Source organism: Flavobacterium chilense (assembly GCF_001602525.1).
In the GTDB taxonomy this organism is placed as follows: Bacteria; Bacteroidota; Bacteroidia; order Flavobacteriales; family Flavobacteriaceae; genus Flavobacterium; species Flavobacterium chilense.
In genome coordinates this window covers 44,212-70,207 of the sequence record NZ_LSYT01000014.1, presented here as the reverse complement: position 1 = coordinate 70,207, position 25,996 = coordinate 44,212, and the positions used below count along the sequence as shown (strand labels likewise).

Genomic DNA, 25,996 nt, shown 5'->3' with positions numbered 1-25,996 from the left:
GGCGTTTCACTTGTCTAAATACACATTGTTATGTGTACTAAATCAAGTGAAGCGCCTTTTGCTATGTTTTTGTGTATGCTAAAAACTGTATATCTGTTCTACATAAACTTACTAACAGACTTGACAAAATAGGGCGAATCATTCCAGCGTATTTTTCTGTAGGCAAAGTCTTTTTTAAGTGAATCCGGAAGACAGTTCCAGATTGCTTCATTCATTTTTTCAAGTAATAGTTTTTTCGAAAATGAATCTGAAACCACCAGACTAATTTCACGTACCGGAATTGGTTCTTTAAAAGGCTTAAAAAATCCCGATGCCGAATCATTCAAAATAGAAAGCTGCGGAATAATAGCAAATCCTAATTGGGCACGAACCAGATTTTTTAAGGTTTCGATCGAACTGATGTCATAAGTAAACTGTTCTTTTATTTTATCAGCTGTTTTTAATCCGCAGATATCCAAAAGTTGTGCATTATAGCAAAATTCATGATGTAGTAAAAGCAATTCAGTTTTATCACCCGGCTGCATCTCATAAAATTCATCATTTGCCATGGGATGCAATTCGTTCAGATAAGCCACAAAAGGTTCTTTAAAGATAGGATGTTCAATTAAATTAGGGTTTCCGGTGGGCGTTGCCATAATGACTACATCAAGTGCTCCGGTTTCTAAATCCTTCATTAATTGTCCTGTATTGGCTTCTCTTATAATAAAATGTACTTTGGGAGCAGCCTCTTTCATTGCTTTGATAAACAACGGAATAAGATAAGGCGATAAGGTTGAGATAATCCCTAATTTTAATTCTCCTTCTAATAGATTTTTTTCATTGACCACAAAATCCCGAATCTCATCTGCTTCACGAAGGATTTTTTTTGCTCTATTGATAATCTCCGTTCCAAGTATTGTAGGTGTTAGTGGTACTTTATTTCGGTCAAAGATTTTGATACCAATTTCTTCCTCCAGATTTTTAAGCTGGATCGTAAGTCCGGGTTGTGTTACCATACACACCTCAGCAGCTCTTGCAAAATGGCGTTCTTCGTCTAAAGCGACTATATATTTTAATTGCTGAATGGTCATGATTATAAATTTATTTTATAAAGATAAAGAAAAACCCCATTCTGCTTATAATTCAATTCTTTTATTTTAAATGCCCCTCAAAGAGATCCAGTTGGTTTGATAAGGATTTGCTCCAATATTCAGGATCGTGCGCGCCAGGAGACTCAATATATAAATGCTCCACCTTTTGCGCAGTCAGGAGTTTATGAAATTCGTTGTTCATATCAATCATCTGCGTATCTTCTGTTCCGCAATCCAGTATATAAAATTGATTTGACGAGATCATCTGATTGATTTTTTGGAATGTAAAATAGTCTTTCAGCAAACTTTTAAAATTACCCAAAACTTTATCTACCTGATAATTATGATAGTTTTCGCCAAAGCGATTAAAATCTAATGCTCCACAAGAACTTCCCACAATAGAGAAAGTATTCTGATAAGCAATTCCAATATTCATCGCTCCATATCCTCCCATACTCCACCCCAGAATTCCTCTCGAATTTCGGCTTTGTATGGTTGGATAATTGGCATCAATAAATTCAACCAGTTCTTTTCCGATAAAAGTTTGATATTGTGACGCTTTATCGACAGGACTGTCTACATACCAGCTGTTAAAATTTCCGTCGGGCAATATGTAAATGGTATTGTATTTTTGAGATTTTTCGGCAAGATTCGGAATATCCTCTTTGTAAGTCCTGTCAGGATTTCCGCTATAGCCATGAAGAATATAAACCGTTTTATAGTTTTTACCTTTAACGAATTTTGGGGTAACAATAACTGTGTTAATCTCCTTATTCATTTTTTTGCTGAATACTTTTTTATGAATAATATCCTGAGCCGAAACTGTTAACGTTAATACCAGAAAAATAGTGATACTGAATAATGTTTTCATTTTTATATATTTTAAAACTGATACAAAAGTCAGTCATTAAAAAAGTTTATGAATTTACATTTGTTGACTGAATAGTAAATTTATTTCCTTACAGGTATGAGATTATACCGTTTTTTGTGACTGTAAAAACGGGTCATTATATTGTAAATCAATCTTTTTTATCTGCTCTAAAATGATCTTTTGAATTTCATTTTTCAAAAAAATCAGTCAAAAAAAGTTACATTTTGTTACTTAAAATCTGATAAAAATCTTTAAATTTATGTTCTAAAATCTTAAAATATGAAAAATTACGTACTACTTTTCGTTTCAATTTTAGCTTTATCTTTTAACTCCTGTAAAACGATGAAAGACACTCCAAAAAATGCAGATCTTTACAATACAAGCTGGGAACTGGAATATATTACCGGTCCGCGTATTGCTTTTGAAGGTTTATATCCTGACAAAAAACCATTTATAAAATTTGACGAAGCTGCCAAACAGGTATTCGGAAATGCGGGCTGTAACGGATATAGCGCTCCTTATACCCTAAAAGGAAAATCACTTTCGTTTGGAGAACAAGGCCCGACTACTTTAATGTTTTGCGAAGGTGGCGGAGAGCAGACTTTTTTACAAACGATTAAAAAAGTTAACGCCTACTCTATCGATAAAGATGGCAAACTTAATTTATTGATGAATGAGGTGCCAATGATGAGATTCAAAAAAGTGAACAAATAATATTAATGCTGATAATTACCTAAAATTAAACATTTTACAAGCTATCATCATAATAAAATAATACAATAAAAAACTCCAAATTCAAATGAGAATTTGGAGTTTTTGTTTGATACAGTCTGTAATAAAAACTATTACGAACTCAATACCTTTATATTAGGTTAAGCCAGATCAAAGACATTTCCTAAATGATCTTCCATAATAAAATACGGATCATGAGTCTGGGTTACAGATCTGATATGAATTAAACTGGTTTTACTCATCATTCTGAGCATTTGACGGCGTTCGCATTTTACTATTTTTCCATTTTCTTCGCGCTGTCCGGCAACAAAAGCGCTACGGCCGTGGGCACATAAATGGTTGTTTACAAAAATCACATCGCCGGAATTAGGAATATAATCACTATTGATAAGTTCCTTTGCTTCGTTCCAGAATTCAGTCAGATTATAAAGTGCTTCAGGAGTTTGTCCGGCATTTTCGTTGAATATTTGTTCGGCAGCATCGAAGCGAATAAAAGGAAGTTCTTTATTTCCGTACAAAACAGAAGCCGTTGGTCCCGGAATAAGTGCTTCATCATCATAATTGGCATCTTTTGGACACTGATAAATCGGATCAAATAATTTTTCCATAACCGGATTTATCTTTCCATGCGAACGAATAGAATATAATGTTGATGGAACTCTTTCTTCATTTCTTAAATACAGAAAACTTAAAAAATCAGCCTGATTGAGTAAAAAAGCATCTTCTGTATGAACATACAAATCTGTTTTGGATCCTGATCCTGTTTGTGTTGTAGCCATTTTTTCATCAGGAATAACCGCATGCAAAAGCCCTCCTCCTTTTCTTTGAGCATAATATTGTACCGGTTTCGAAGGAACAGCACCATGAAGCAGCGAACAAATAAACCCGTATTTGTTGAGCTTTTCATGATCAGCGCCCTGCCAGTTTGGAGGCGTTGGTCCTAAATCTTCCTGATCTACCTCTAAAAGTCCCTTAAAAACAAGAGCCCCATATTGATTTGCTGAAAAATCTGTTCCAAACTGACTCAAGATTCGGCTGATTCGTTCCGGAAGCAATTGAAAGGCGTGCAAATGAAGTGCCGCTATGTAATCAGGGTTTTCATAATGCTCAAATGCTTTTACTAAAAGATTACCAACATTCGATAAAATATTCCTTTCCTGGGGTGTTATTTCTATAATTAATGGCTTTGTAGGAATATCGAAATTTAAAATATTTTTTACAGCTCTTTCTTCTGCAATTGTTGATTGTGATCTCATTTTTTTAATTCGTTTTTTAGTTATTAAAAGATGGGGTTTAAATTTAAATAAATTATTAAAAATCAATATAATACAAAAACAAACCCAAAAGATCAAATACCTATATGTACGGGCATTCGTATATTTTTTTTCGGATTTATTTTTTTTATTAAGATTAATTTATACATTTGTTCTGCACTATTTTTATTTGTTCTAAATAATAATTACTTACAAATATATTTTTTATTACTCTAAATAAAAAGATTTTTCTTAAAAAAATTTCAAAAATATATGAAAATTAAGAATGACCCCAGTAAAATCAAGGAGTCAGATTCATCTGATAAACTAAAAAAAATTTCGAGGAATATTCGGAACAGAAGAAGCATTTACGCCAATGAGTTTATCAGCAAAGAACTGCCCGAAAAATTACTCGAAGAAATACTGATTAATGCCACCTGGGCTCCAAATCATAAAATGACAGAGCCCTGGAGATTTATTGTTTTTAGAGGTAAATATTTAAAACATTATGGTGCCTATATGGCTCATTATTACAAAGACTTCTATCCTGATTTATCTATCGAAGCCCAAAAAGAGAAACTCAGTTATCTCGAAAACTATCCGTTAAATGCTGCTTGTCTTATTGGCGTAATTATGGTTCGCAATACCAAAATTAACCTGCCCGAATGGGAAGAAATAGCAGCCGTTTCATCTGCAGTGCAAAACATAGCCCTTACCTGCACAGCTCATAAGATTGGTAGTTATTGGAGTATCAAAGGAGTAGCAATCGATTATGTGGCTCAGTTTGATTTGGCAGAGAATGAAAAATCATTAGGACTTCTTTATCTGGGATATTACCCAAAAGATTTAAAAACGTCCCGCAAAAAGAGAACACCTTTATCCAAAAAGGTGACTTATCTCGAATAATAGTAACTAAACCCCTAAATACTTATTTTATGAATACCACATTGATCAATGAAGAAGTGTCTGACAAAGCGCTCTTGCCAGACCAGGATTTTTACAAAGATATTTTTCATCAAAATTCAGGTACAGAATATGCTCAGGCTGTTCAACTGGCACAGGAACGTGTATCTAATTTTCTGAAAAACAACCGCAAACCTTTTAGCGGAATCAAACCGGAAGCTATTAGATCTAAAGTCGAAGAAATAGATTTTAACTCTCCTCTGCCCGATTACGAAAGCCTGCTTAACGAAGTAGACGAATTGTATGTCAACCATGCTACTGCTTATCACCTGCCGGAATATATTGCGCATCTCAACTGTCCTGTCGTAATACCAGCATTGGCGGCAGAAGTTCTTATAAGCGCCATTAATTCCTCTCAGGATACCTACGATCAGAGCGCAGGAGGAACTTTTATGGAGCGTAAACTTATTGACTGGACAAGTGAGCAAATCGGGTATACACAAGGCGACGGAATCTTTACTGCAGGAGGTTCTCAAAGTAATTTAATGGGACTGCTGCTGGCACGTGATTTTTATTCTTTAGAATATAAAAAATGGAACATCAAACTTGACGGACTTCCACCGGATGCATCAAGATTCAGAGTTTTTGTTTCTGATAAAGCACATTTCAGCAATCATAAAAATGCGTGGATTTTAGGTTTGGGAGAACAGGCTATTGTACATGTTGGTGTTGACAAAAGGTATCGAATGGATCCTGAACAACTCGAAAAAGCTATTGCTCAGGAAATAGAAAAAGGCAATATTCCAATTGCAATTACGGCTACTGCCGGCACTACTGATTTTGGAAATGTTGATCCTCTAAAAGCTATTGCTGATATTGCCTCATGCAATAATTTATGGCTTCATGTTGATGCTGCTTATGGTTGCGGACTTTTATTGACCAATAAACACAGACATCTTTTAAACGGTATCGAACTGGCAGATTCTGTAACAATCGATTATCATAAATCATTTTTTCAGCCTATAAGCAGCAGTGCTTTTATTGTAAAAAACAAACTTCATCTTAACATTATCAAGCATCACGCTGATTATTTGAATCCAAAAGAGCAAAACTACGATGCACTTCCGGCTCAAATCAACAAATCGATTATACAAAGTACCCGCCGTTTTGATGCTTTGAAACTGTGGTTTACGCTTCGTTATCTGGGTAAAGAAAAGTTAGGTCAGTATACTGATACGATCATTGAAACCACTCAAAAAACAGCAGCATATATCGAATCTGATCAGAATTTTGAGCTTTTATGCCATTCTGATATGGGCGTTCTGGTGTTCAGATATCTTGATGGTCCTGCTGAATCTAACTCATGTAAAGTCAATCAGTATATAAAAGAAAAACTATTTTTTAGCGGCGAAGTCTTAGTAGCCAGCACTAAAGTAAACGGCGAATTCTACCTGAAGTTTACCATTTTTAATCCGCTTACAACCCTAAATGATATTAAAAACATTCTTAACCTCATAAAACAAAATGGAAATGAATACCACAGACTTAACTAATTTTAACCAACTGGCAGAACAGGTAAATTTTAAATCGCTGCTCAATTGTTATTGCAGGGAGTTTAGCAATTGGAGCCGCTACGAAGGTATTCCGAAATACGATCAGACTCTGGCTGATTTTATGCAAACAATAGAGCATAGCTCTTTTCTAAGGTTTGATTTTACTGCTATTGGTCAGGAAGTTTTTGCTCCTTTGACTTACTTTTCAGAAAGTGGTGTTCATTCTTTTAGTTTTCCGGTTGTAGCACGCAATACTGTTACAGATGAGTTTAAAGAACTAAATCCTATGGAGTTTCTTGAGCTTGTCAGTGCTTATGCCAAAGCAGATTATCCGGATATTGATGCAGTGCCTACGCAAAAAAGAATGCAAAACAGTATCGATAACCTCGCATTGTATCTCGAGCATTATCAAAATAGTGAACATACGGCAAATAGTCCGGAGCAAACCTTTATCGAATCAGAACAATCTTTGATTTTAGGACATACCGTTCATCCTTTACCTAAAAGCAGAGAAGGTTTTAGTAAAGAAGAACTTGTAAAATATTCGCCGGAAACCGGAGGTCAGTTTTCGCTACATTTTTTCCTGATTCACCCTGAAAATGTAATAGAAAAAAGTGCCGAAGATTATCTGATCACTCATTATTTACGAGAAGAAATCTCAAAATATGCTGATAAACACACTAAAGAATTACTGGATTTTTACACACAATACAAAGTAGTTCCTGTTCATCCATGGGAAGCGAATTATCTTTTAGACCAAAAGGAAGTAAAAGAAATGCAGGCAAAGCAACTTCTCTTTAGCTTGGGTCAGTTTGGTCCTTCGTATACAGCAACCTCTTCTGTTCGTACTGTTTATAATGCCGAAAGCGAATGGATGTACAAATTCTCTCTTCATGTTAAAATTACGAATTCGTTCCGTGTCAATTATCTTCATGAATTAAACCGTGGTTATGATGCTGCACAGCTCATGAAAACAGAATGGGGAGATAATATCCGTAAAGAATATCCTCAAATACAACTCATCACTGATCCTGCTTTTATTGCCGTTACGTATGAAGATAAAATTATTGACGGTTTTAGCACCAGTATACGACAAAACCCGTTTCATGGTGCAAATGCCAGCAAAAATGTAACAATGGTAGCTTCTTTATGTCAGGATGGAATTTTGGGCGAATCACCAAGAATCCTTAATCTCATTCAGGAAGCTGCCAAAAGACAAAATGCATTGGCAACAGATACTGCCCTTTCCTGGTTTAAACAATATCTAAATATTAGTATTACACCTTTGGTTGGTATTTTTAATAAATACGGATTTGGATCAGAGTTTCATCAGCAGAATATGCTTGTTGAATTTGATGACGATCTTTTTCCTTCAAAAATGTACTTCAGAGACAATCAGGGCTATTTTTTCCGTCAGGGAAAAGTCGAAGAACTGGAACAATTTATTCCTGATTTTGGAAAAGAAAGCAGGTCTTTTATAGCCGAAAGCAGAATTACTGATTTCTGGGGATATTATCTGTTAGTTAACCATTTGTTTGGAATTGTAAATGTTTTGGGCAAAAATAAACTTGCAGACGAAATCACGCTTCTTAATCTGATCTATGAAGCTATAAAAGAGCAGGAAGAATCAGATACAACAGGTCTAGTAGCTCATTTTACAAACAGTGTTAAGCTGGTCGTAAAAGGAAACTTGCTAACAAGCCTGAACAATATGGATGAAGCGAGCGCTCCGAGAACCAATCCGGCAGTGTACAAGAAATATCCAAATCCTTTAAACAAGCATTTTTTCTCTAAAAAACTAATTCAGCCAAAAGACCACAACACCGTATTCAGTCGTTTTTTTGAAAAAGAAAATGTAACCATAACACTGCGTCCGGTTGATATTGATAAAGATCTGGAGATGCTTCATGAATGGTTTCATCGTGAACATGCACTGAAAATATGGCAAATGAACTGGCCAATTCGCGAATTAGAAAGCTATTACAGAATGCTGCTTCCGGGAGATCATTCTCATAGTTATATCGGAGAAGCAAATGGTGTTGCCACTTTTAATATCGAGGTATATTGGGCAAGTCGTGATATTGTGGGCGATTATTATGAAGTATTGCCTTCAGATTACGGAACACATCAGTTTATAGCCCCTGTTGATCCTAAATTAAAATACGGTTCGCCTGCAACACAATCGATGATGGATTTTGTACTGGCAGAGCCAAAAGTTGGTAAAATGGTTGGCGAAGGTTCTGTTGACTCGATTGCATCAATGATGAATAAAGCGCATGTAGGTTTTAAAATCGAAAAGGTAATCGAAATGCCACATAAAAAAGCCAATCTAAACTTTTGTTACAGAGAATGGTATTGGGCCAAATTTCCTGCTGCCAAAGATTTTCAAAACAACACCGTTTCATCACCTCAACTTTAATTTATAACAAACAAAAATGAGTACAGAAAAAATATATTCAGTTATCGGAATCGGAATTGGTCCTTTTAATCTAGGGCTTGCCGCTCTTATCGAACCGGTAGAAGAGCTATCAGCTTTATTCTTTGATCAGGCAGAAGGTTTCGACTGGCATCCGGGACTTATGCTAAACAATGCCACACTTCAGGTTCCGTTTTTAGGAGATTTGGTTACGATGGCTGATCCGTCAAATAAGTATAGCTTTTTAAACTATATTAAACAAAGCGGACGTATCTATAAATTTTATATTCGTGAAAACTTCTTTATTTACAGAAGAGAATACAATGAATATTGCAAATGGGTGGCTTCGCAGCTTACCAATTGTAAATTCTCTCATAAAGTAGTTTCGGTTGACCATGTTGATGGTGTATATAAAATTATGGTAATCAATACTCAGACTTGTATAACCTCGACTTATTATGCACATAAAATTGTACTGGGAACAGGAACTTCACCGCATATTCCGGAGTTTATTGATGACGAAGCTTTACCAAATGTCATTCACGCTTCGAAATACCTTTATTTTAAATCCCATATTCCTAAAAATGCTTCGGTGACTATTATAGGTTCCGGACAAAGTGCAGCAGAAGTGTTTCGTGATCTTTTGCCTGATACTGAAAACGGTTTACAATTAAAATGGTTTACACGTTCTTCTCACTTTTTCCCGCTTGATAATAAATCCAAACTAACACTGGAGCTTACTTCTCCGGAATATGTCGATCACTTTTATAGTTTATCTGATGAAAAACGAAGACAGCTTTTGGCCAGACAACACGGACTTTATAAAGGAATTGATCAGGAATTAATAAACGAAATCTTTGATAGTTTGTATGAGATGAGTTTAGAAGATACGCCGCTGAATGTAGAATTGCGTTCGAATCTGCGCCTTACTTCTGTAAACGAAACAACTGATGGTTCTTATACTATGGATTTTATACATACTGAACTGGAAGAACCGTATGAAGATCAAAGCGATTATGTTATTCTGGCTACTGGTTATAAGTACAAAGAACCTGAAATTTTATCCGGAATTCAAGGAAAGATCAATCGTCTCGAAAATGGTTTATTGAATGTACACCGTAATTATACAATCGATAAAAACGGAACGGACATTTTTGTTCAGAATGCAGAGCTGCACACTCACGGTCTGTCTACTCCTGATTTAGGAATGGGTGCTTACCGAAATTCGATCATCATTAACCAGCTTGCAAATCGTGAAGTTTATAAAGTCGAAAAACGAATTGCTTTCCAGCAATTTGGGGTACAAAAAGAAACCGCTGCCTACGCTCCGGCAGATGTTATGGAACTTATAGACGAACAATCCATTTGATGCAATTCCCAAAATTTTTATTAAACACCCGGAAACATAGATTTTAAATGCAGAATAAAAAAGGAGATACATTTCTTTCACATAGCAAGATAAGCTCTGTGCATTTTAAATAAGTGAAACATCTTTTTTACAGTTCAAAACCTATGTTTCTATGTGTTAAAATCAATTACAGATTATGGAATTAAACAAGCAACTAAATAATTAGATTTTAATAACAACATTAGAATGACAACCCCAGAAAATACATTCAAAGACGCACAACATCTCTACGGCGCAATTTGGGATCAGGTAAACCGAAACCTGCTGGCCAAAAGTATTGCAGAATTAATGCGCGAAGATGTGGCAAAACCACAAATAATTAACCGTGAGGAAAATGGTCTTACTCATTTTATACTTGAAACTGATAAAGAGAATATTTATTACAGTTTTTCTGCTTATCCAAGATTCCTGAATTACTGGCATATTGTAAAAGAAAGCATTTATAAAATCGAAGACGAACTGAAACAGGACCGTATCGATGTTCCTAATTTTTTTATAGAACTTCAGGAAACTTTTGGCATCAATTCTTTTACTCTTGCTCATTATATTGAGGAACTATTGCATACTTTATATGCTGATGCTTTTATTCACTCTAAACGTCGTTTGTCTGCAGCAAAACTGGCAGATGCCGATTTTCAGACAATAGAACACAGCCTTGACGGACATCCGTGGGTAATTGTAAACAAAGGCCGTATTGGTTTTGACTCTAAAGATTATGAAGATTACACGCCTGAATCCGGTCAAAAAACTCGTTTGGTCTGGATTGCAGCCCATAAAAAAAGAGCCACTTTACGTTTGCAAACCAGTATGAGCGAACATTCTTTTTATGAAGATGAAATTGGTCATGAAAAAATAGCCGCATTCAAAGACAAGCTGTCACAATCAAAAGTTAATCCGGAAGATTATATTTTTATTCCTGTGCACTTATGGCAATGGCAAAACAAACTTGTTATGCAGTTTGCAAATGATATTGCCGCCAAAAATCTTATTCCTTTAGAATTAACAGAAGATATTTACAGTCCGCAGCAAAGTATTCGAACCTTTTTTAATCAGAGCAAACCCAACAAACATTATGTAAAAACATCGATGTCTATTTTAAACACAAGCCATATCAGAGGTTTATGTCCAAGGCAGTTATCGATCGCACCACGACTTACCGAATATCTAAAAGATATCCTTAAAAAAGACGAGCATTTACAAAAAATGGGCGTTGTTCTTTTGGGCGAAACCGTTTCTGTTACCTATACACATCCAAGTTATAGTAAAATTGTAAATCCGCCCTATCAGTACAATGAATATCTGGGTGCAATGTGGCGTGAGAGTCCGGTTAACTTTCTAAAACACGGAGAAAATTTAATGACCATGGCAGCATTGCTTTATGTAGACGATCATGGCAAAAGTCTTGTTGAAGAACTGATAGAAAAATCCGGACTTTCTACAGAACAATGGTTAAAAGCTTATATGACAGCTTATCTAAAACCTGTGCTTCAAATCTATTACCAACATGCTCTATGCATAGATCCTCACGGACAAAATGTGATTCTTATTTTAAAAGATTACATTCCAACACGCATCGCTTTACAGGACTTTGTGGGAGATATTTTAATTAATGAAGAAGGAAAGAAAAAACTTCCGCAAGAATTTATAGAGAATATGTTTGTAGCTTCTCCAAATCCGGAAAACGCACCATTAACCATTCTTATCGCTGTTTTTGATGCTTTTTTCAGGTATTTAAGCGATACATTAATTACAACTATGAACTATTCTGAAGCTTCTTTTTGGAATTGTGTTCATGATATCATTTTAGAGTATCAACAGGAACATCCGGAACTTAAGGATATGTTTGATAAATACAATTTATTCATTCCGGAATTTAAGCGTCTTATTTTTAACAGCCGACGTTTATATAATGGTTATGAAGAAACGGCCGGTTTTCCGCACATGAAAAAAAGTGGTTTTATTCCTAATCCCTTACATCAGTTAATAGCAGAAGAGTTACTAATAGAAAAAGAAAACTAATGAAAGAAGCAATTTTAAAAACACGCTCTTTCTTTAGCCTCTTAAGGCGTTCTTTAGCAGGAACTGAAAGTAATTTTACTTCAGGCAGCATCAATAAAACCATTATTTTATTGTCAGTGCCTATGGTGGCTGAGTTGCTGATGGAATCTTTATTTGTATGCTCCAACCTTTTCTTCGTAAGCAGATTAGGTACGAATGCTATTTCTATAGCGGGCGCTACCACAACATTTATCACCTTTTGTTATTCTGTTTCGATAGGTCTTGGTATTGCAGCATCAGCTATGATTTCGAGAAGAATTGGAGAAAAAAAATTCAAGGCAGCAGGTCAGACTGCAATGCAGGTTATTTATGTAACAACCCCAATTGCCATACTCATTAGTGTTGTTTGTTCCGTATGGACCACCGATATTATGAGTGCCATGGGACTTTCTGATGCTATGGTTCAGGAAGGAACTGATTATGGTGTCGTGATGTTTGCCTCCAGCGGATTCCTGATTCTAAGAATTGTAATAAACGGAATATTTCGCGGAGCGGGCGATGCTTCAACTGCCATGCGAATACTCTGGCTTTCTAACGCCCTGAATATCATTTTATGTCCTGTATTTATTTTTGGCTGGGGACCAATTCCCGCTTATGGTTTACTGGGTGTAGGATTAGCTACTCTAATTGCCAGAATTATTGGCGTATTGTATCAGGCATGGTTTCTTATAAGAGGCAAAACGGTGATGAAAATCGGAATGGCACAATTGGTTTTTCAGCTGGCTATTTTTAAACGAGTACTAAAACTAGCTTTTGGTGGTACGGTTCAGTTTATCATTCCTGCTTCAAGTTGGGTATTCATGATTAAAATTATGTCCCACTTTGGTCCTAATGCCCTGGCAGGATATATTCTCGCACAAAGAGTTACCTCTATTGCCACAATGCCCGCGTGGGGACTTGGAAATGCAGCCGGAATATTAACCGGACAAAATCTTGGGGCTAAACAACCTGAAAGAGCCGAAAAATCAGTCTGGAGAGCAGGAATGCTGAATATGGGTTTTCTGGTTTTGATTGGAATCTCCTGGATTTTTCTTGCCGTTCCGGTGGTTAAAATTTTTACAGATATTCCGGAAGTCATTTCTTTTAGTACCAGATATATTCATTTTATCTCCATGGCTTATATTCTTTTGGGTTATACCATGGTCATTTCAAGAGCACTTAATGCGGCAGGCGAAGTCAAAGTGGTAACCTGGCTTTATATCCTGATGTTTTATATTGTTCAGATCCCTCTTGCCTATGCCTTGGGAATTTCTTTTGAACTGGGATCAAACGGGGTTTTTACAGCCATTCTGGTTTCTGAAATTGTACTTGCAGTTGCCTGTATAATTGTTTTCCGAAAAGGAAAATGGAAACATACCAAAGTTTAATAAAAGTTATTCAACAGATAATATGTCACCCCGCTGGGGTTTAACGAAACAGCTACTTGATTTTCTATAAAGATTACGTCCCAATGGGACTTAACATGTATTAAAAGCTCCGGAGGAGTACCCTGTTTATAGAAAATTTATAATGCCATGTTTCCCAAAGCTCCAGCGGAGCGACAGCTATCATAATACATAATTTAAAAGTTTTTATTTCACGCAGATTTCAGAGATTACAGCAGATTTAATTTGAGATAATTATCTACATATATCTGCTTAAATCTTTTTAAAATCTACATGAAAAAACAAACACATACAAACATAATTACACCCTTAATCAATTTAATTTAAATAATAGAAAAATGAGTACAATAGAACAATTACACGGAGTATTTGCAAGAGCTTTTGAAATTCCTGTTGAAGCAGTAAACGATCAGTTAGAATATCAGGCTATAGCCGAATGGGATTCTATGAGCCATTTAGTGCTGGTTCAGGAACTGGAAAGTACTTATGATATTGCTATCGAAATGGAAGATATTCTGGAAATGGGAAGTGTAGCAAAAATAAAAGATATCCTTAAAAAATACGGATTTGAAATTAATTAGAATAGACCTTAACCTATGGAACTATACGATTTAATCAGGAAAAATGAAAAACTGACCTTTACAGATTCCAGTACAGGAGTTTCGAAATCTATTGCAGAAATGGATCAGTCACTGGATATCGAGAACCTGCGTTCGGTGGTTTTTATCTACAATGACAATCAGTTACCTGCAATTGAAGCTTTACTGAATTTTTATCAGAGCAGGTATACAATAGCCTTATTAGGAATGGGATTGCTGGAGGATTTTAAGGAGAATTTAGAGCAAAAATATACGCCTTATTATATCTATGATCCAACACGTACCAGTATTGAAGGTTACAGCGTGGTAAATGCCTCAGATACTATTGTTTTGTTCAAACGAAATGTAAATCTAATTTATCCGATACACGCTAAAATTAAACTTTTACTGAGTACATCCGGAACAACAGGTTCTCCAAAATTCGTCAGGCTTTCTGATGAAAATCTGGTTCAGAATGCAAAGTCTATTATGGAATATATGCCTATTCGAACAGATGATGTAGTACCATTGAATGTGCCCATTAATTTTGTGTATGGCTTATCTATTTTTACGACCAATTGCATAAAAGCGAATCAGATTATTTGTACTGATAAAGATGCTTTTCAGAAAGAATTCTGGTCAGATTTCAAAAAATACGGATATTCTACTCTGGGTGGTGTTCCTTATTTTTATGAAATGCTGTACAGTATTGGATTCTTCAAAAAAGATCACCCTTCACTCCGTTATCTTACGCATACCGGCGGAATGCTAAACCATAAACTCATCGAAGCAATTGCTGAATTTAGTAAAAAATTCGATAAACTATTCTTTGCTCAATATGGTCAGACTGAAGCTTGCGGAAGAATGGCTTATCTGCCTCCAAAGGATTTATTACGAAAAGGAACTTCAATTGGTTTGCCGGTAAAAAACGGACGTTTCGAAATCGACAATGAAACAGATGAACTAATCTATATTGGTCCAAATGTATTTGGTGGTTACGCTAACATCAGATCAGATCTTCAGTTTTTTGAACAACAGGAAAAACTCCATACAGGCGATAAAGCAAGAATCGACGATGAAGGTTATTATTATATTGTAGGCCGAATAAAACGAATTGTAAAATTATTTGGTGTCCGACTCAATCTCGATGAAACAGAATTGCTTCTAAAAGATGCTTTGGGCGGACAGACTTTTATTTGTTTAGGAATCAATGATAAACATTTAGCTGTTATGTATACAGATTCAAACCTGAACAAAGAATTAATTCTGAAAGTTTTAAAAGCCAAGCTAAATCTGCATGCCAGTTCTTTAAAAGTAATGCCTATACAAGATGTACCGCTTACTGCTAACGGAAAAGTAAATTACCCGATACTTAAAGAATGGCTTGAAATGGAAAGTCTTGTCTGATAACAATTTAAAAAGGCTGTCAAAATTTTGGCAGCCTTTTTTTATAATCACATTCGCAGCAAAAAAATATTTTGATAATTAGGATTAAAAAAAGGTTCCTGACAAAAAATCGCCAGAAACCTCTCAAATAAAAAAACAAAAAATCTTCTTTATTCTACCATCTTTTAAAAGCTATAACCAAGTGCGAGGTTAAATCTTGTACCGTTTCCTCTGGTATAATTTGCATTAGTTCCATAGAACTGAGAAGTTGTAGGATAATAATCTGTATTGAATATATTTTCGATTCCAAGTTTTACCCTGATACTATCTGTTACTTTATAAGCCGAAGCCAGATTCCATAAATTAAATGATTTTATTGGTCCTTCTCCAATCGCATAAGCACCTTTGGCATTAGGCTGAAAAAGATCACGATCACCAACCAGCATCCAGTATAATTCTACATTTAATCTCTTATCACCGTATTTAGCATAACCCGTTACTTTTACCGGAGGAATTCGGTTTGATTTTAAATATATATCATTATCTCCGTAAAAATGTCCGTCAGAATCTTTATCACCTCTACCTTGTACATAAGCATAATTTCCTCCTATTGTAAGTTGTTTGATGATTTGGTAATCTGCCTGTACTTCATATCCCCATACTCTTTCCGGTAAACGTTCAGCCACCAGATAACCATCAACCTGAACCAGATTTGTTCCAAGTTTAGAAGTACTGAAATAATAAGCAGCACTCAAATTAAATTTCCCTAACTGGCTGCTAAAACCTCCCTCATAATTATTTACAATAATAGGTTTTGTCTGTAATTTTGATATCGCATCTTCTTTAGCATTCGTAAGTACACGGCCCAGATCAAATACAGAGAAAGATTGAGAAAAACTCACAAAAGGATTAAAGAATTTAAATCTCGAATATCGAATACCGGTATTAAAAACAAACGCATCATAAGTAAGATCACCGCCTTTTACAGCAATACTTCCCGCTCCGTTTGCTCCTGTCGCAAGGGTATTATAATCGTCGATATTTATCTTTATATTCTCAGCACGCAAACCTGCTTTTACAGTCCAGTCGCCAAACAACTGAGTTGATAATTGTGCATAAGGAGCCAGATTAACCATATTTATATTAGGAACCCAAACTCGTCCGTCAACCAGTTTTTGGTTCGTTTTGTCATTAAGTAAATCAAAACCATACGTAACATCTCCGGTAAAGTTTGAAGAAACCGTAAATGGAGAATTCAGATAAACTCTTAAACCTTTTTTCGCAGATGCTGTCTGAGACTGGCCACTGCCGTAGAAAAAAGTAGAATTAGAAAATATCGTTAAGAAATCCTGAAAATAAACATTTGCCGTAAGTGACGTATTTCCAAAAATTTGTCGGTTTACATATTGCAGGTTCGCATTATGATTGTATCGTGTTCCTTCGTCAACCCCGGGTCTGTTTCCGAGAATTCCAATGGCAGGAGATACACCGTAAACACCATTTTTGAGGATAAAATCAGAATCCTGATTAGAACTGAAATAATTATACATCAGTTCAATTCTTTGTTTGTTTGTTAAATTGTAACCAACTTTAGTAAAAATATTATACGTTTTAGTCTCTCCTAGTCCATATTCCGGTGAGATCACCTGTCCTTCTCCATCACGAAAAACACCTGTTTTTTCATAAGTACCGGCAACCATATAATTAAAACGTTTAATTTTTCCGTAAAACTGCTGGTTAAATCTGTATCCAACTGTACTGTCTCCTTTTATGTTTCCTGTTGTTCCTGCTTCGCTGTATCCGGCAAATTTCTTTTCGGTTTTGCCTGATTTAGTGATATAATTAATCAGTCCGCCATCAGCTCCGTTACCATAAATAGCCGTTGCGCCTTTGATCACCTCGATACGTTCAATTACAGAAGGATCGATAGAACGAAGCTCTCTTCCTGCTGATTTTAGCGGAGTAGATTGCGGAATTCCGTCTATAAGAACCAGCGGATTTCTCCCTCGAAGAGTTTGTCCGTAATTCCCTGTATTATTAGTTGCAGATCCTAAACCCGGAACTGCATAAGCGACAACATTGGCAATGTTTGGACTTACTATAGATAAATCTTCAATATCTTTTGCGTTGATTACGGTTACCGAAGATGGCGTTTTTGATAATGTTTCTACTTTTCTGCTTGCTGAAACGATTATCTCATCCAGCTGATCGCCGCCTTTGTCTGAAGCTTCTTCTACTTCTTTTATATTGCCATTACCTGAAAATTTTAAAACTAAATTTACATTTGCCGTTTCATTATTTACAACAGTAATTTGCTGTTGGATAGTTTCATAGTTTGGCGAAGAGGTTTCTAAAGTATAAATGTTTTCAGCAACTTTATTAAATGTAAAACCTCCATTGCTGTTGGTTATGGTTTTGTAGTTGGAGTTTTTAAGTGTAATAGTTACTCCAGAAACTGGTTTTCCGTCAGAAGTTGTTATTTTTCCCTTTATTTTTCCGTTGGTTTGTTGTGCAAAAGAGAATGATATAGAAAATAAAAAACTCATAATAAATAAAAACCGTGGCGTTTTTAAACTAAAATATTTCATTGATTATTAAATTTGGTTAGTATTTGTTTTTATTTAGAATCAATAAAAACAGTGCAAAAATAAAAATTAATAATCGTTTAACAAGTAATATTTCTATTTATTCTATAGAATTGTTATTTGAGCATATCGTATAACACATACAAACTATCATTTTGAGTCTGTAAAAGATATTTAAAATTCACGTCAGTTTCTTTGTCAGCAAAAGATAAGGTCAAATGGTATGCTTAAAGTCATAGAAAAAAAATAGAACCCATTTTTAATTTCACCATTCCCTTGCAAATTTAATTTTCTATATGTTTATTCCTATTTTTTATCCTTTATCTTAAAAGCTTAACTAAATATTCCCTTAAGACTTTGCATACTTAGTCTAAATAAACATAAATTTGCGACGAAATTTTAGTGTTTCTATTATTAGGTTAAAAGAATCTTTACAGATCACTTTATAAGTTGTAATTCAGATATATTTTACGACTATAAAACAAATCTGCAAATTGGTATACATTATGAAGAAAGGATTTAAGAAAAATGTTGGTCTACTGCATTTATGGCTGGGGCTTGGTTCAGGTTTAATTGTTTTTATCGCTGCATTAACCGGCAGTATTTTAGTTTTTGAAAAAGAAATTGACAAAGCCATAAATCCAGAATATTATAATGTATCTGCCATAGGAACCACTAAAAAAACAATTGATTATTGTACAGATATCCTTCAGAAGCAATATTCCATAAAAAAAATAACCCGTATTTATACCTTTAATGATCCTGCGCGAACTATGCAGATTCTCGCAAAGGATTCTGACAAAAAAGCTCAGTTCTTTTCTATTGATCCTTATACCGGGAAAGTTCTGGCTACAACACCACAGGAAAGTCGCTTTTTTGTTGTTGTTTTATCCCTTCACAGACAATTATTGCTTGGTGATACAGGCCAGATAATTATGGGAACCTCATGTCTTATTTTTGTTTTTATGCTTATATCGGGTATTATTTTGTGGTGGCCAAAAAAGATAAAAAACCTAAAGCAAAGACTTACTGTAAAATGGAGCGGCTCTTTTAAAAGAGTCAATTGGGATTTTCATTCGACTTTTGGTTTTTACAGTTTCTTAGTATTATTAATTATCTCATTAACCGGATTATCTTTTGCTTTTGACTGGTTTCAGGACGGAGTTTATTTGCTGGCAGACGGAACAACAAAAAGACCATCAGCCAAAGTAAAAAATCCAACAAAAATAGATCCTAAGCTAAACAATACTGCCTTTTATCAAAGTATTTATGATAAAGCAGACAGTATTTTTCCGTATACCGGAAATATACAAATCAGAATGCCTGTTGATACGATTAACAGTATTTTGGTCCTGAAAGAAAATATCGAAAAAACGATTCCAAATCAGTCCAGTGCTGCCTATTTTGATAAATATACAGCTAAAGAAATTGAGGCAAGACCCTATGAAGCATTTTCTACAGGAGACAAATTAAAACGTCTTAACTACCCTATTCACACAGGAAGTATTTACGGATTACCGACTAAAATACTGGCTTTTTCAGTTTGTCTTTTTGCTTTGACATTACCTATTACAGGCTTATTAATCTGGTTAGGAAAGAAGAAAAAGAAAAAATCGTAATTGTTTCTTTTGACATTTTTTGAATGCTAAAATGCTTATAAACCAATTTATAAGCAAATTAGTTATTCCTGATTTTCACTTTTTAATTGCAAAGCACGCTGTAAAAAACTCTGATGTGTGATCTTCTTTTCGGCTTCGTTAATTGCCTGGAGTAAATTGTTCTCATTATCTGTAATCTCACTGAGAACAGTTGACATTACATCCCAGACCGGTTTCATTTTTTCAATAAGCTCCTGCCCTTTTGCAGTAAGCTGAATAAGTCTTTTACGCTCATCGATCTTATCTTTTTTAGAACGAATCAGTTTTTGTTTTTCCAGCTCTTTCAAAAGGCTAATAGTAGATGGATGTGTGTACCCTATTTCATTTGCAATTTCTACTACACTCAAAACTTCTTTATGATACAACGTATAAATGACCGGAAACCATTTGGGCTCAAAGTCAATTCCGTACGATTTATAAAACAATGCACCATCTTTTCGCAGCTGTTCGCTTAGACGCTGTAATCGTGTAGAAATAGCTAAAATTCCGGATTCGTCTATAATGTTCATCTCTATTATTTTAAGGTTAAATGACAAAATACATTGTCGGCACTCATTACCGGAAATGCAGCCGGAAGCGAGTCTTTTTCGATTCGCACAAAATGATTTCTTTCGTAAAAACGTAAAGCAGCTTCTAAAACTGATATTGTTCCCAAATATATATTATCAATTTTATTTACAGCGCAATAATCCAGTAAAGTGTCTAATAATTTTTGTGCAATACCAAACTCTTTTCCCCGGTATTCTTTCTTTACAAACATTTTTCTAATCGCAGCTTCTGTGTTGCTAAATTTAACTAAAGCAATTGTTCCTACCAGTTCATCATTAATAAAAGCACCCCAAAAATGCCCTCCGTCAGCATAATAAAAGTTAGTTATATTAAGTAAATCCGGCTGATCATTTATGGTAATGGCAATATTAAATTCTTTTTGCTGAATGTTTAAAATCAAATCAACAATAGCTTCTTCGTATTGATTTTCAATGGGAATAATAGTTGTATTCATATTCAATATTTTTTATTAAACAAAACTACGTAGTTAAATACATAAATAAAAATATTTTGCAGCAATTATGATTTCTTTTACATTTAATGCTTGTTTTATATCGGTCTTAAATGTGCATAAAAAACACATGAGAAACTTATTCATAGCCATTGAGTTAAGCGATTAGATTTACGTCTGGCTAAACCTGCAAAATCTGTATAAGAAAAGCAAAGAAGATATAAACACCTACAAACCAATAAAATAACTCAAAATAATCAACCTCAAAATGTGAAACTTATCATAAAAAATTAATTTAATTTGCACAAATGACCAATCGGTCATATATTTGTACCTGTAAAATGATATCGATCATGACAAAGGGAGAAGAAACCAAACAATTTATCATAGAAAAAGCAGCGCCAATATTCAATACAAAAGGGATTGCCGCTACTGCTATGAGTGATATTATGGAAGCTACCAAATTGTCTAAAGGAAGCATGTATGTTCATTTTGAAAATAAAGATGTTCTTGCCTGCGCTGCTGTCGATCATAATATGAAAATCCTGGGCGACAAACTTAAAGCTGAGTTAAGCAGATCAAAAACAGCAAAAGAAGAGTTATTTACGTATATAGATTTTTTCAGTGATCCTGTAAATCCGCCACTTGCCGGAGGTTGTCCGTTATTGAATTTCGGGACAGAGGCTGACGATACCAATCCGATTGTAAAGGAAAAAATTAATAAAGGCTGTAACTCTAATCAACAATTATTAGCTAATAGTGTAAACAAAGGAATTGCTCACGGAGAGTTTAAACCGGAATGGAATGCCAAAGAGTTTGCAGTCGTTATGTTTGCTATGATGGAAGGCGGTCATCTCATTTCGAGAGTATCAGGTAATAATGATAAAATGAAAATCATAATAAAAACATTAAAAAAAATTATAGAGGAAAACACACTCTAATTTTTTTTATTAAAAAAATGACCGATCAGTCACTTTTGTAAAACCCAAAACAACAAACAACAAACAACAAACAACAAACAACAAACAACAAACAACAAACAACAAACAACAAACACAATAATTTAAAACAAATAACACAATGTCAAAAACAATTTTAATTACAGGAGCATCTAAAGGTTTTGGAAAAGCCTGGACAGAAGCATTTTTAGAAAAAGGATATCAAGTAGCGGCAGCAGCCAGAAATGTAGCTACGCTTAATGATTTAAAAGCAAAATATGGTGATGCTATTTTGCCTTTAACACTAGATGTAAACAAGCGGGAAGATTCGTTTGCAATAGTAGAAAAAGTACGACAACATTTCGGAAGAATTGATATTCTGGTTAATAATGCAGGGTATGCTTTGAACGGAGCTGTAGAAGAAGCAAGCGAAAAAGAAGCCAGAGCACAGTTCGAAACCAATTTTTTTGGCACACTTTGGTTAACTCAGGCGGTTTTACCTATTATGAGAAATCAAAAAAGCGGTCATATCATACAAGTTTCTTCTATTTTAGGAATCACCACTTTACCTAACATAGGTCTTTATAATGCCTCTAAATTTGCCGTAGAAGGTCTTACAGAAACACTCGCTCAGGAAGTAAAACAATTCGGGATCAATGTTACTTTGGTAGAACCAAACGGTTATATTACCGATATTTGGGGTAACGGATTTAACAGCGAGCGTATTGATGCTTATGACGGAATCAAAAAAGCAATTGAAGAAGGCCATAATCCTGATTCTTTCGGAAAAATAAGCGCAACAGTTCCTGCAATTATTAAATTAATCGAAGCTGAAAACCCTCCCCTACGTCTGTTTTTAGGAAAAGTTGCCTTACCATTTGCCAAACAAACTTACGAACAAAAACTGGCTACATGGGAAGAATGGGCTGATGTTTCTGTAGCAGCACATGGTTAATTAATAAAAACATTGAATAAAATTAAAGCCTCCAAAATCAACTGACTTTGGAGGTTTTTAAATTTTAAATTCTATTCATATTTCAAATACTTCAAAACATTAATTCTGGTAGCCTGATAAGCTCTTGTAAGTACAACTAATAATGTTAATGTCAACAAAGCAACAAACCCAATTATAAAAGGATAAATTGAGATACTAATTCTGTAGGCAAAATTCTCCAGCCATTTATTTAGTAAATAATAGACCGGAAATAAAGCGATTAAAAAACCAATTATACTAAAGATCACATATTGTTTACAAAGTTCTTTTAATAAAACATTCGTTTCTGCTCCCAGTGTTTTTCGAATCGCAATTTCTTTCATTCGTCTTTCGATGGAATATGAAGCCAGCGCAAATAAACCGAAAAGGGCAATTATAATAACAATGACATTGAGTAAAGAAAAAAGATTCTTCTGTTTCACATAATTACTATAAGATCTTTTATAGCCTTTATCAACAAAATCATATGAAAACGGATATTCGGTATCTATTTTTTTTGTCCAGAGATTTTCTATATCTGTTAAAGTTTCCTGCATATTTTCAGAATCAGCTGTGATATAAATATTATTTAAAAGTGATGAAAACCAGGGCACTGTTTTAAAATGCAAAAAAGACATTGGCGGAATGGGTTCACCGGGATTTAAAAGATTAAAATCTTTTACTATTCCCACAATAATGACTTCTTTGCCGTTCCAGTTTACCTTTTTACCTATTGGATTTTTTTCATTTAATAATTTTAAAGCGGTCTCGTTAATCAACATGGTATTTATGGTATCCTGAGCAAATTTCGGACTCAGATAACGTCCTTTCACCATTTTAATTTTCAGCATTTCCAGCAACCCAAAGTCTATTGGTACATTGTTCCCGTCAATACTTCTATCCTTATATTGATAGGATATAATAGATCTTGAGCCATATCCTAAAACAAAACCACCACCAGAAACTTCTTTAACGCCTTTTATGTGCAATAATTGATTCTTGATAATATCATATTGGTTTAATCGATCTTTATCCGTAATGTTTTGACCATAAATATTTTTGTATGAAATATTTAGGATTTGTTTTCCATTAAAACCTAAATCCTTTGAGTTCATATGCTCTATTTGCTGATAAACAATATAAGATCCGATAATGAAGAAAGCCGCCACGCCAAATTGAAATATCAACATTCCGTTTCGAAGCCAGATCCCGTTTTTACTACGTCCAAAATTTCCTTTCAGTACTTTTAACGGCTCAAAATTAGCAACATAAACAGCCGGAAATATTCCTGCCATTACAACAATTATAAAAAATATAACCACAAGTTGCAAATAAAACTGACCACTTTGCAGAACAAGCGATTTCTCTAAAAAAGTATTATAATATGGTAAAGAAATCTCGACAATAACAAGCGATATTAAAATCGAAAACAACGAAATCAAAGCAGTTTCAAAAATAAATTGCTGGATTATAGAAAATTTTGAAGCCCCGATAATCTTTCGAACCCCAACTTCTTTGGCTCTTTTTATAGCATCTGCTGTAGCAGAATTTACATAATTTACAATAGACAGCAACAGGATTAAAACTGATAATCCAGCCATAATAAGTAAAAATTGCAGATTACCTTTTGCTTCTATTAAACCGCTCGTTTTGGTATGCAAACGAACTGATGATAAAGATTCTAACACAGGTTTTACTTCACCAAATTTTCGAATAAACTCTTTAGGAGTAATGCCTTGCTCTTTTGCCCGGCGAAGTGTTAAGTTTTCTAAATATAACTTCTCCAGATTGCCGGTTACTCGTTTTTGATCTTCAGTTTTTTTTAATTTTAGCAATAAAATAAAATCAAAATTTCCCCAAAACTGAATATTTGCCTGTATTCTTTCATCCATAAAATTAACTACACAAGAAGGATTATAGGCTGATTTTCCATCCAGTTTATATACGCCCCTGACCATCAAAACCTTCTTTTTCAAAATTACTTTTTTACCCAAAGCCGTTTCGTTTCCAAAAAGCTTATAAGCCAGATCTTTTGATAAACAAATACTATTTACATCCGGTAATGCATTTTTTTGACTTCCCTCGATAAACGTATAAGGAAAATATTCAAAAAAGTTTTTTTGAGCTATTGTTATCTTGTCAGACTGTACTTTTTTATCGTTAAAGTACAGTATATCGTCATCGTAATTGCCACTTAAATAACAAAACGATTCGACTTTAGGGCTTATTGTTTGTATAGCAGATCCTACTGCTGCTGAACTGACAGACCAATAAGTCGTGGGATTCATTTTATTTGCAACTAAAAAAATCTTATCCTTATTAGGATTCCACTGATCATAAGAGTGCTCATCATTCCAATACAAAGTGGCAAAAATTAATCCTGCAATTCCAATACTCAATCCTAAAACATTCAAAGCCGTAAAAAGCTTATTGTTTTTGATATGATAAATAAATATGTTGATCCAGTTCTTTAGCATGATTAATTTATTGAATTCGTTACTAAAACATCTACATTTCTATTGTTCATTTTCTCAGAAAGAATGATTCCGTCTTTCATAACAATTGTTCTTTGCGAAAACGAAGCGTCGTAATCGGAGTGCGTCACCATCAAAATTGTAGCACCGCTCGCATGAAGATCCGTTAATAATTCCATTACTTCATTTCCATTTTTACTGTCCAGGTTTCCTGTAGGTTCATCGGCAAGAATAATTTTCGGACTATTGATTAAAACTCTTGCAACAGCTACACGTTGTTGCTGTCCTCCGGAAAGTTGCTGCGGATAATGTTTCAAACGATGTGAAATCCCTAATATCGTGGCAATATTTTCTACTTTTTTCTTTCTTTCTGATGATGGAATATTATTGTAAATCAACGGCAATTCGATATTGTCATAAACTGATAATTCATCGATTAAATTAAAATTCTGAAAAATGAAACCTATATTCTCTTTTCTGGCTTTTGATTTTGATTTCTCTTTTAGCCCAATCATTTCCTGTCCTAATAATTCATAACTTCCGCCAGAAGCACTGTCTAATAATCCGATGATATTTAACAAAGTTGATTTTCCGCTTCCGGATGGTCCCATGATCGACACAAAATCGCCTTCGTTTACGGTTAATGAAATTTCGCTTAAAGCATTTGTTTCTACTTCTTCGGTCCTAAAAGTTTTTGAAAGCTTTTTAATCCTGATCATAATAATTTGTTTTTGATGTTTGTTTTCTTTCTGAGA

20 protein-coding genes are annotated in these 25,996 nt (G+C 34.5%); 12 read left to right on the top strand and 8 right to left on the bottom strand.

What is annotated here, in order from left to right; translation table 11 throughout:
* Positions 1-98 precede the first annotated feature (98 nt).
* Together A4F88_RS24020 and A4F88_RS24015 are read right to left on the bottom strand one after the other, a co-directional pair.
* Positions 99-1,070, bottom strand: coding sequence for a hydrogen peroxide-inducible genes activator (locus tag A4F88_RS24020; RefSeq protein WP_068845553.1), 972 nt, complete (start codon positions 1,068-1,070; stop codon positions 99-101).
* Positions 1,071-1,131: 61 nt separating this feature from the next.
* Positions 1,132-1,941, bottom strand: a complete 810-nt coding sequence (locus tag A4F88_RS24015) for an alpha/beta hydrolase (RefSeq protein WP_068845552.1) — start codon at positions 1,939-1,941, stop codon at positions 1,132-1,134.
* 279 nt (positions 1,942-2,220) lie between these two features.
* On the opposite strand from A4F88_RS24015, the gene A4F88_RS24010 reads away from it, so the two are divergent.
* Entirely contained in the window at positions 2,221-2,655 is a 435-nt protein-coding gene (locus A4F88_RS24010; RefSeq protein ID WP_068845551.1) for an META domain-containing protein, read from the top strand.
* A gap of 158 nt (positions 2,656-2,813) precedes the next feature.
* On the opposite strand, the gene A4F88_RS24005 is transcribed toward A4F88_RS24010, so the two are convergent.
* The gene (locus A4F88_RS24005) at positions 2,814-3,929 is read right to left on the bottom strand and encodes a Fe(II)-2OG oxygenase family protein (protein WP_068845546.1); all 1,116 of its coding nucleotides are present in this window, start codon (positions 3,927-3,929) and stop codon (positions 2,814-2,816) included.
* 270 nt (positions 3,930-4,199) lie between these two features.
* On the opposite strand from A4F88_RS24005, the gene A4F88_RS24000 reads away from it, so the two are divergent.
* From A4F88_RS24000 to A4F88_RS23965, 8 genes are all read left to right on the top strand, one after another.
* Positions 4,200-4,832 (top strand): nitroreductase family protein, encoded by a 633-nt coding sequence (locus tag A4F88_RS24000; protein WP_068845544.1) that lies wholly within the window; start codon positions 4,200-4,202, stop codon positions 4,830-4,832.
* Between the two features lie 29 nt (positions 4,833-4,861).
* Complete coding sequence (locus tag A4F88_RS23995; protein ID WP_082815843.1) at positions 4,862-6,382, top strand: pyridoxal phosphate-dependent decarboxylase family protein; 1,521 nt, start codon at positions 4,862-4,864, stop codon at positions 6,380-6,382.
* On the top strand, positions 6,360-8,801 hold the full coding sequence (locus A4F88_RS23990) for a GNAT family N-acetyltransferase (RefSeq protein WP_068845592.1): 2,442 nt from the start codon (positions 6,360-6,362) through the stop codon (positions 8,799-8,801). The genes A4F88_RS23995 and A4F88_RS23990 overlap by 23 nt, the downstream gene beginning before the upstream one ends.
* A gap of 16 nt (positions 8,802-8,817) precedes the next feature.
* Positions 8,818-10,167, top strand: coding sequence for a lysine N(6)-hydroxylase/L-ornithine N(5)-oxygenase family protein (locus A4F88_RS23985; RefSeq protein ID WP_068845542.1), 1,350 nt, complete (start codon positions 8,818-8,820; stop codon positions 10,165-10,167).
* A 225-nt stretch (positions 10,168-10,392) separates the two neighbouring features.
* Positions 10,393-12,225, top strand: a complete 1,833-nt coding sequence (locus tag A4F88_RS23980) for an IucA/IucC family protein (RefSeq protein ID WP_068845540.1) — start codon at positions 10,393-10,395, stop codon at positions 12,223-12,225.
* Positions 12,225-13,631, top strand: a complete 1,407-nt coding sequence (locus A4F88_RS23975) for an MATE family efflux transporter (RefSeq protein WP_068845538.1) — start codon at positions 12,225-12,227, stop codon at positions 13,629-13,631. The genes A4F88_RS23980 and A4F88_RS23975 overlap by 1 nt, the downstream gene beginning before the upstream one ends.
* A 356-nt stretch (positions 13,632-13,987) precedes the next feature.
* A complete protein-coding gene (locus tag A4F88_RS23970) occupies positions 13,988-14,230 on the top strand; it encodes an acyl carrier protein (RefSeq protein ID WP_068845537.1) in 243 nt (80 codons plus the stop codon).
* A gap of 15 nt (positions 14,231-14,245) precedes the next feature.
* Positions 14,246-15,634 (top strand): AMP-binding protein, encoded by a 1,389-nt coding sequence (locus A4F88_RS23965; RefSeq protein WP_068845536.1) that lies wholly within the window; start codon positions 14,246-14,248, stop codon positions 15,632-15,634.
* 164 nt (positions 15,635-15,798) lie between these two features.
* Here the strand turns inward: A4F88_RS23965 and A4F88_RS25865 are convergent, their stop codons facing one another.
* The gene (locus A4F88_RS25865) at positions 15,799-18,201 is read right to left on the bottom strand and encodes a TonB-dependent receptor (protein WP_068845531.1); all 2,403 of its coding nucleotides are present in this window, start codon (positions 18,199-18,201) and stop codon (positions 15,799-15,801) included.
* Positions 18,202-18,704: 503 nt separating this feature from the next.
* On the opposite strand from A4F88_RS25865, the gene A4F88_RS23955 reads away from it, so the two are divergent.
* Positions 18,705-19,817 (top strand): PepSY-associated TM helix domain-containing protein, encoded by a 1,113-nt coding sequence (locus A4F88_RS23955; protein WP_068845529.1) that lies wholly within the window; start codon positions 18,705-18,707, stop codon positions 19,815-19,817.
* Positions 19,818-19,879: 62 nt separating this feature from the next.
* Here A4F88_RS23955 and A4F88_RS23950 read toward each other — a convergent pair whose 3' ends face one another.
* On the bottom strand, positions 19,880-20,365 hold the full coding sequence (locus tag A4F88_RS23950; RefSeq protein WP_068845527.1) for a MarR family winged helix-turn-helix transcriptional regulator: 486 nt from the start codon (positions 20,363-20,365) through the stop codon (positions 19,880-19,882).
* 5 nt (positions 20,366-20,370) lie between these two features.
* Positions 20,371-20,859, bottom strand: coding sequence for a GNAT family N-acetyltransferase (locus A4F88_RS23945; RefSeq protein WP_068845525.1), 489 nt, complete (start codon positions 20,857-20,859; stop codon positions 20,371-20,373).
* Positions 20,860-21,209: 350 nt separating this feature from the next.
* Here A4F88_RS23945 and A4F88_RS23940 point away from each other — a divergent pair, with 350 nt between their 5' ends.
* Positions 21,210-21,797, top strand: a complete 588-nt coding sequence (locus A4F88_RS23940; RefSeq protein ID WP_068845523.1) for a TetR/AcrR family transcriptional regulator — start codon at positions 21,210-21,212, stop codon at positions 21,795-21,797.
* Between the two features lie 139 nt (positions 21,798-21,936).
* Positions 21,937-22,749 (top strand): SDR family NAD(P)-dependent oxidoreductase, encoded by an 813-nt coding sequence (locus A4F88_RS23935; RefSeq protein WP_068845520.1) that lies wholly within the window; start codon positions 21,937-21,939, stop codon positions 22,747-22,749.
* Between the two features lie 71 nt (positions 22,750-22,820).
* Here the strand turns inward: A4F88_RS23935 and A4F88_RS23930 are convergent, their stop codons facing one another.
* Together A4F88_RS23930 and A4F88_RS23925 are read right to left on the bottom strand one after the other, a co-directional pair.
* Positions 22,821-25,244, bottom strand: coding sequence for an ABC transporter permease (locus A4F88_RS23930; protein ID WP_068845518.1), 2,424 nt, complete (start codon positions 25,242-25,244; stop codon positions 22,821-22,823).
* A 2-nt stretch (positions 25,245-25,246) separates the two neighbouring features.
* Positions 25,247-25,960 (bottom strand): ABC transporter ATP-binding protein, encoded by a 714-nt coding sequence (locus A4F88_RS23925; protein WP_068845515.1) that lies wholly within the window; start codon positions 25,958-25,960, stop codon positions 25,247-25,249.
* Positions 25,961-25,996 lie beyond the last annotated feature (36 nt).

Coding starts and splice junctions, on each gene's coding strand:
- A4F88_RS24020 (WP_068845553.1), bottom strand. CDS start 1,070: ATGACCATTCAGCAATTAAAATATATAGTCGCTTTAGACGAAGAACGC.
- A4F88_RS24015 (WP_068845552.1), bottom strand. CDS start 1,941: ATGAAAACATTATTCAGTATCACTATTTTTCTGGTATTAACGTTAACA.
- A4F88_RS24010 (WP_068845551.1), top strand. CDS start 2,221: ATGAAAAATTACGTACTACTTTTCGTTTCAATTTTAGCTTTATCTTTT.
- A4F88_RS24005 (WP_068845546.1), bottom strand. CDS start 3,929: ATGAGATCACAATCAACAATTGCAGAAGAAAGAGCTGTAAAAAATATT.
- A4F88_RS24000 (WP_068845544.1), top strand. CDS start 4,200: ATGAAAATTAAGAATGACCCCAGTAAAATCAAGGAGTCAGATTCATCT.
- A4F88_RS23995 (WP_082815843.1), top strand. CDS start 4,862: ATGAATACCACATTGATCAATGAAGAAGTGTCTGACAAAGCGCTCTTG.
- A4F88_RS23990 (WP_068845592.1), top strand. CDS start 6,360: ATGAATACCACAGACTTAACTAATTTTAACCAACTGGCAGAACAGGTA.
- A4F88_RS23985 (WP_068845542.1), top strand. CDS start 8,818: ATGAGTACAGAAAAAATATATTCAGTTATCGGAATCGGAATTGGTCCT.
- A4F88_RS23980 (WP_068845540.1), top strand. CDS start 10,393: ATGACAACCCCAGAAAATACATTCAAAGACGCACAACATCTCTACGGC.
- A4F88_RS23975 (WP_068845538.1), top strand. CDS start 12,225: ATGAAAGAAGCAATTTTAAAAACACGCTCTTTCTTTAGCCTCTTAAGG.
- A4F88_RS23970 (WP_068845537.1), top strand. CDS start 13,988: ATGAGTACAATAGAACAATTACACGGAGTATTTGCAAGAGCTTTTGAA.
- A4F88_RS23965 (WP_068845536.1), top strand. CDS start 14,246: ATGGAACTATACGATTTAATCAGGAAAAATGAAAAACTGACCTTTACA.
- A4F88_RS25865 (WP_068845531.1), bottom strand. CDS start 18,201: ATGAAATATTTTAGTTTAAAAACGCCACGGTTTTTATTTATTATGAGT.
- A4F88_RS23955 (WP_068845529.1), top strand. CDS start 18,705: ATGAAGAAAGGATTTAAGAAAAATGTTGGTCTACTGCATTTATGGCTG.
- A4F88_RS23950 (WP_068845527.1), bottom strand. CDS start 20,365: ATGAACATTATAGACGAATCCGGAATTTTAGCTATTTCTACACGATTA.
- A4F88_RS23945 (WP_068845525.1), bottom strand. CDS start 20,859: ATGAATACAACTATTATTCCCATTGAAAATCAATACGAAGAAGCTATT.
- A4F88_RS23940 (WP_068845523.1), top strand. CDS start 21,210: ATGACAAAGGGAGAAGAAACCAAACAATTTATCATAGAAAAAGCAGCG.
- A4F88_RS23935 (WP_068845520.1), top strand. CDS start 21,937: ATGTCAAAAACAATTTTAATTACAGGAGCATCTAAAGGTTTTGGAAAA.
- A4F88_RS23930 (WP_068845518.1), bottom strand. CDS start 25,244: ATGCTAAAGAACTGGATCAACATATTTATTTATCATATCAAAAACAAT.
- A4F88_RS23925 (WP_068845515.1), bottom strand. CDS start 25,960: ATGATCAGGATTAAAAAGCTTTCAAAAACTTTTAGGACCGAAGAAGTA.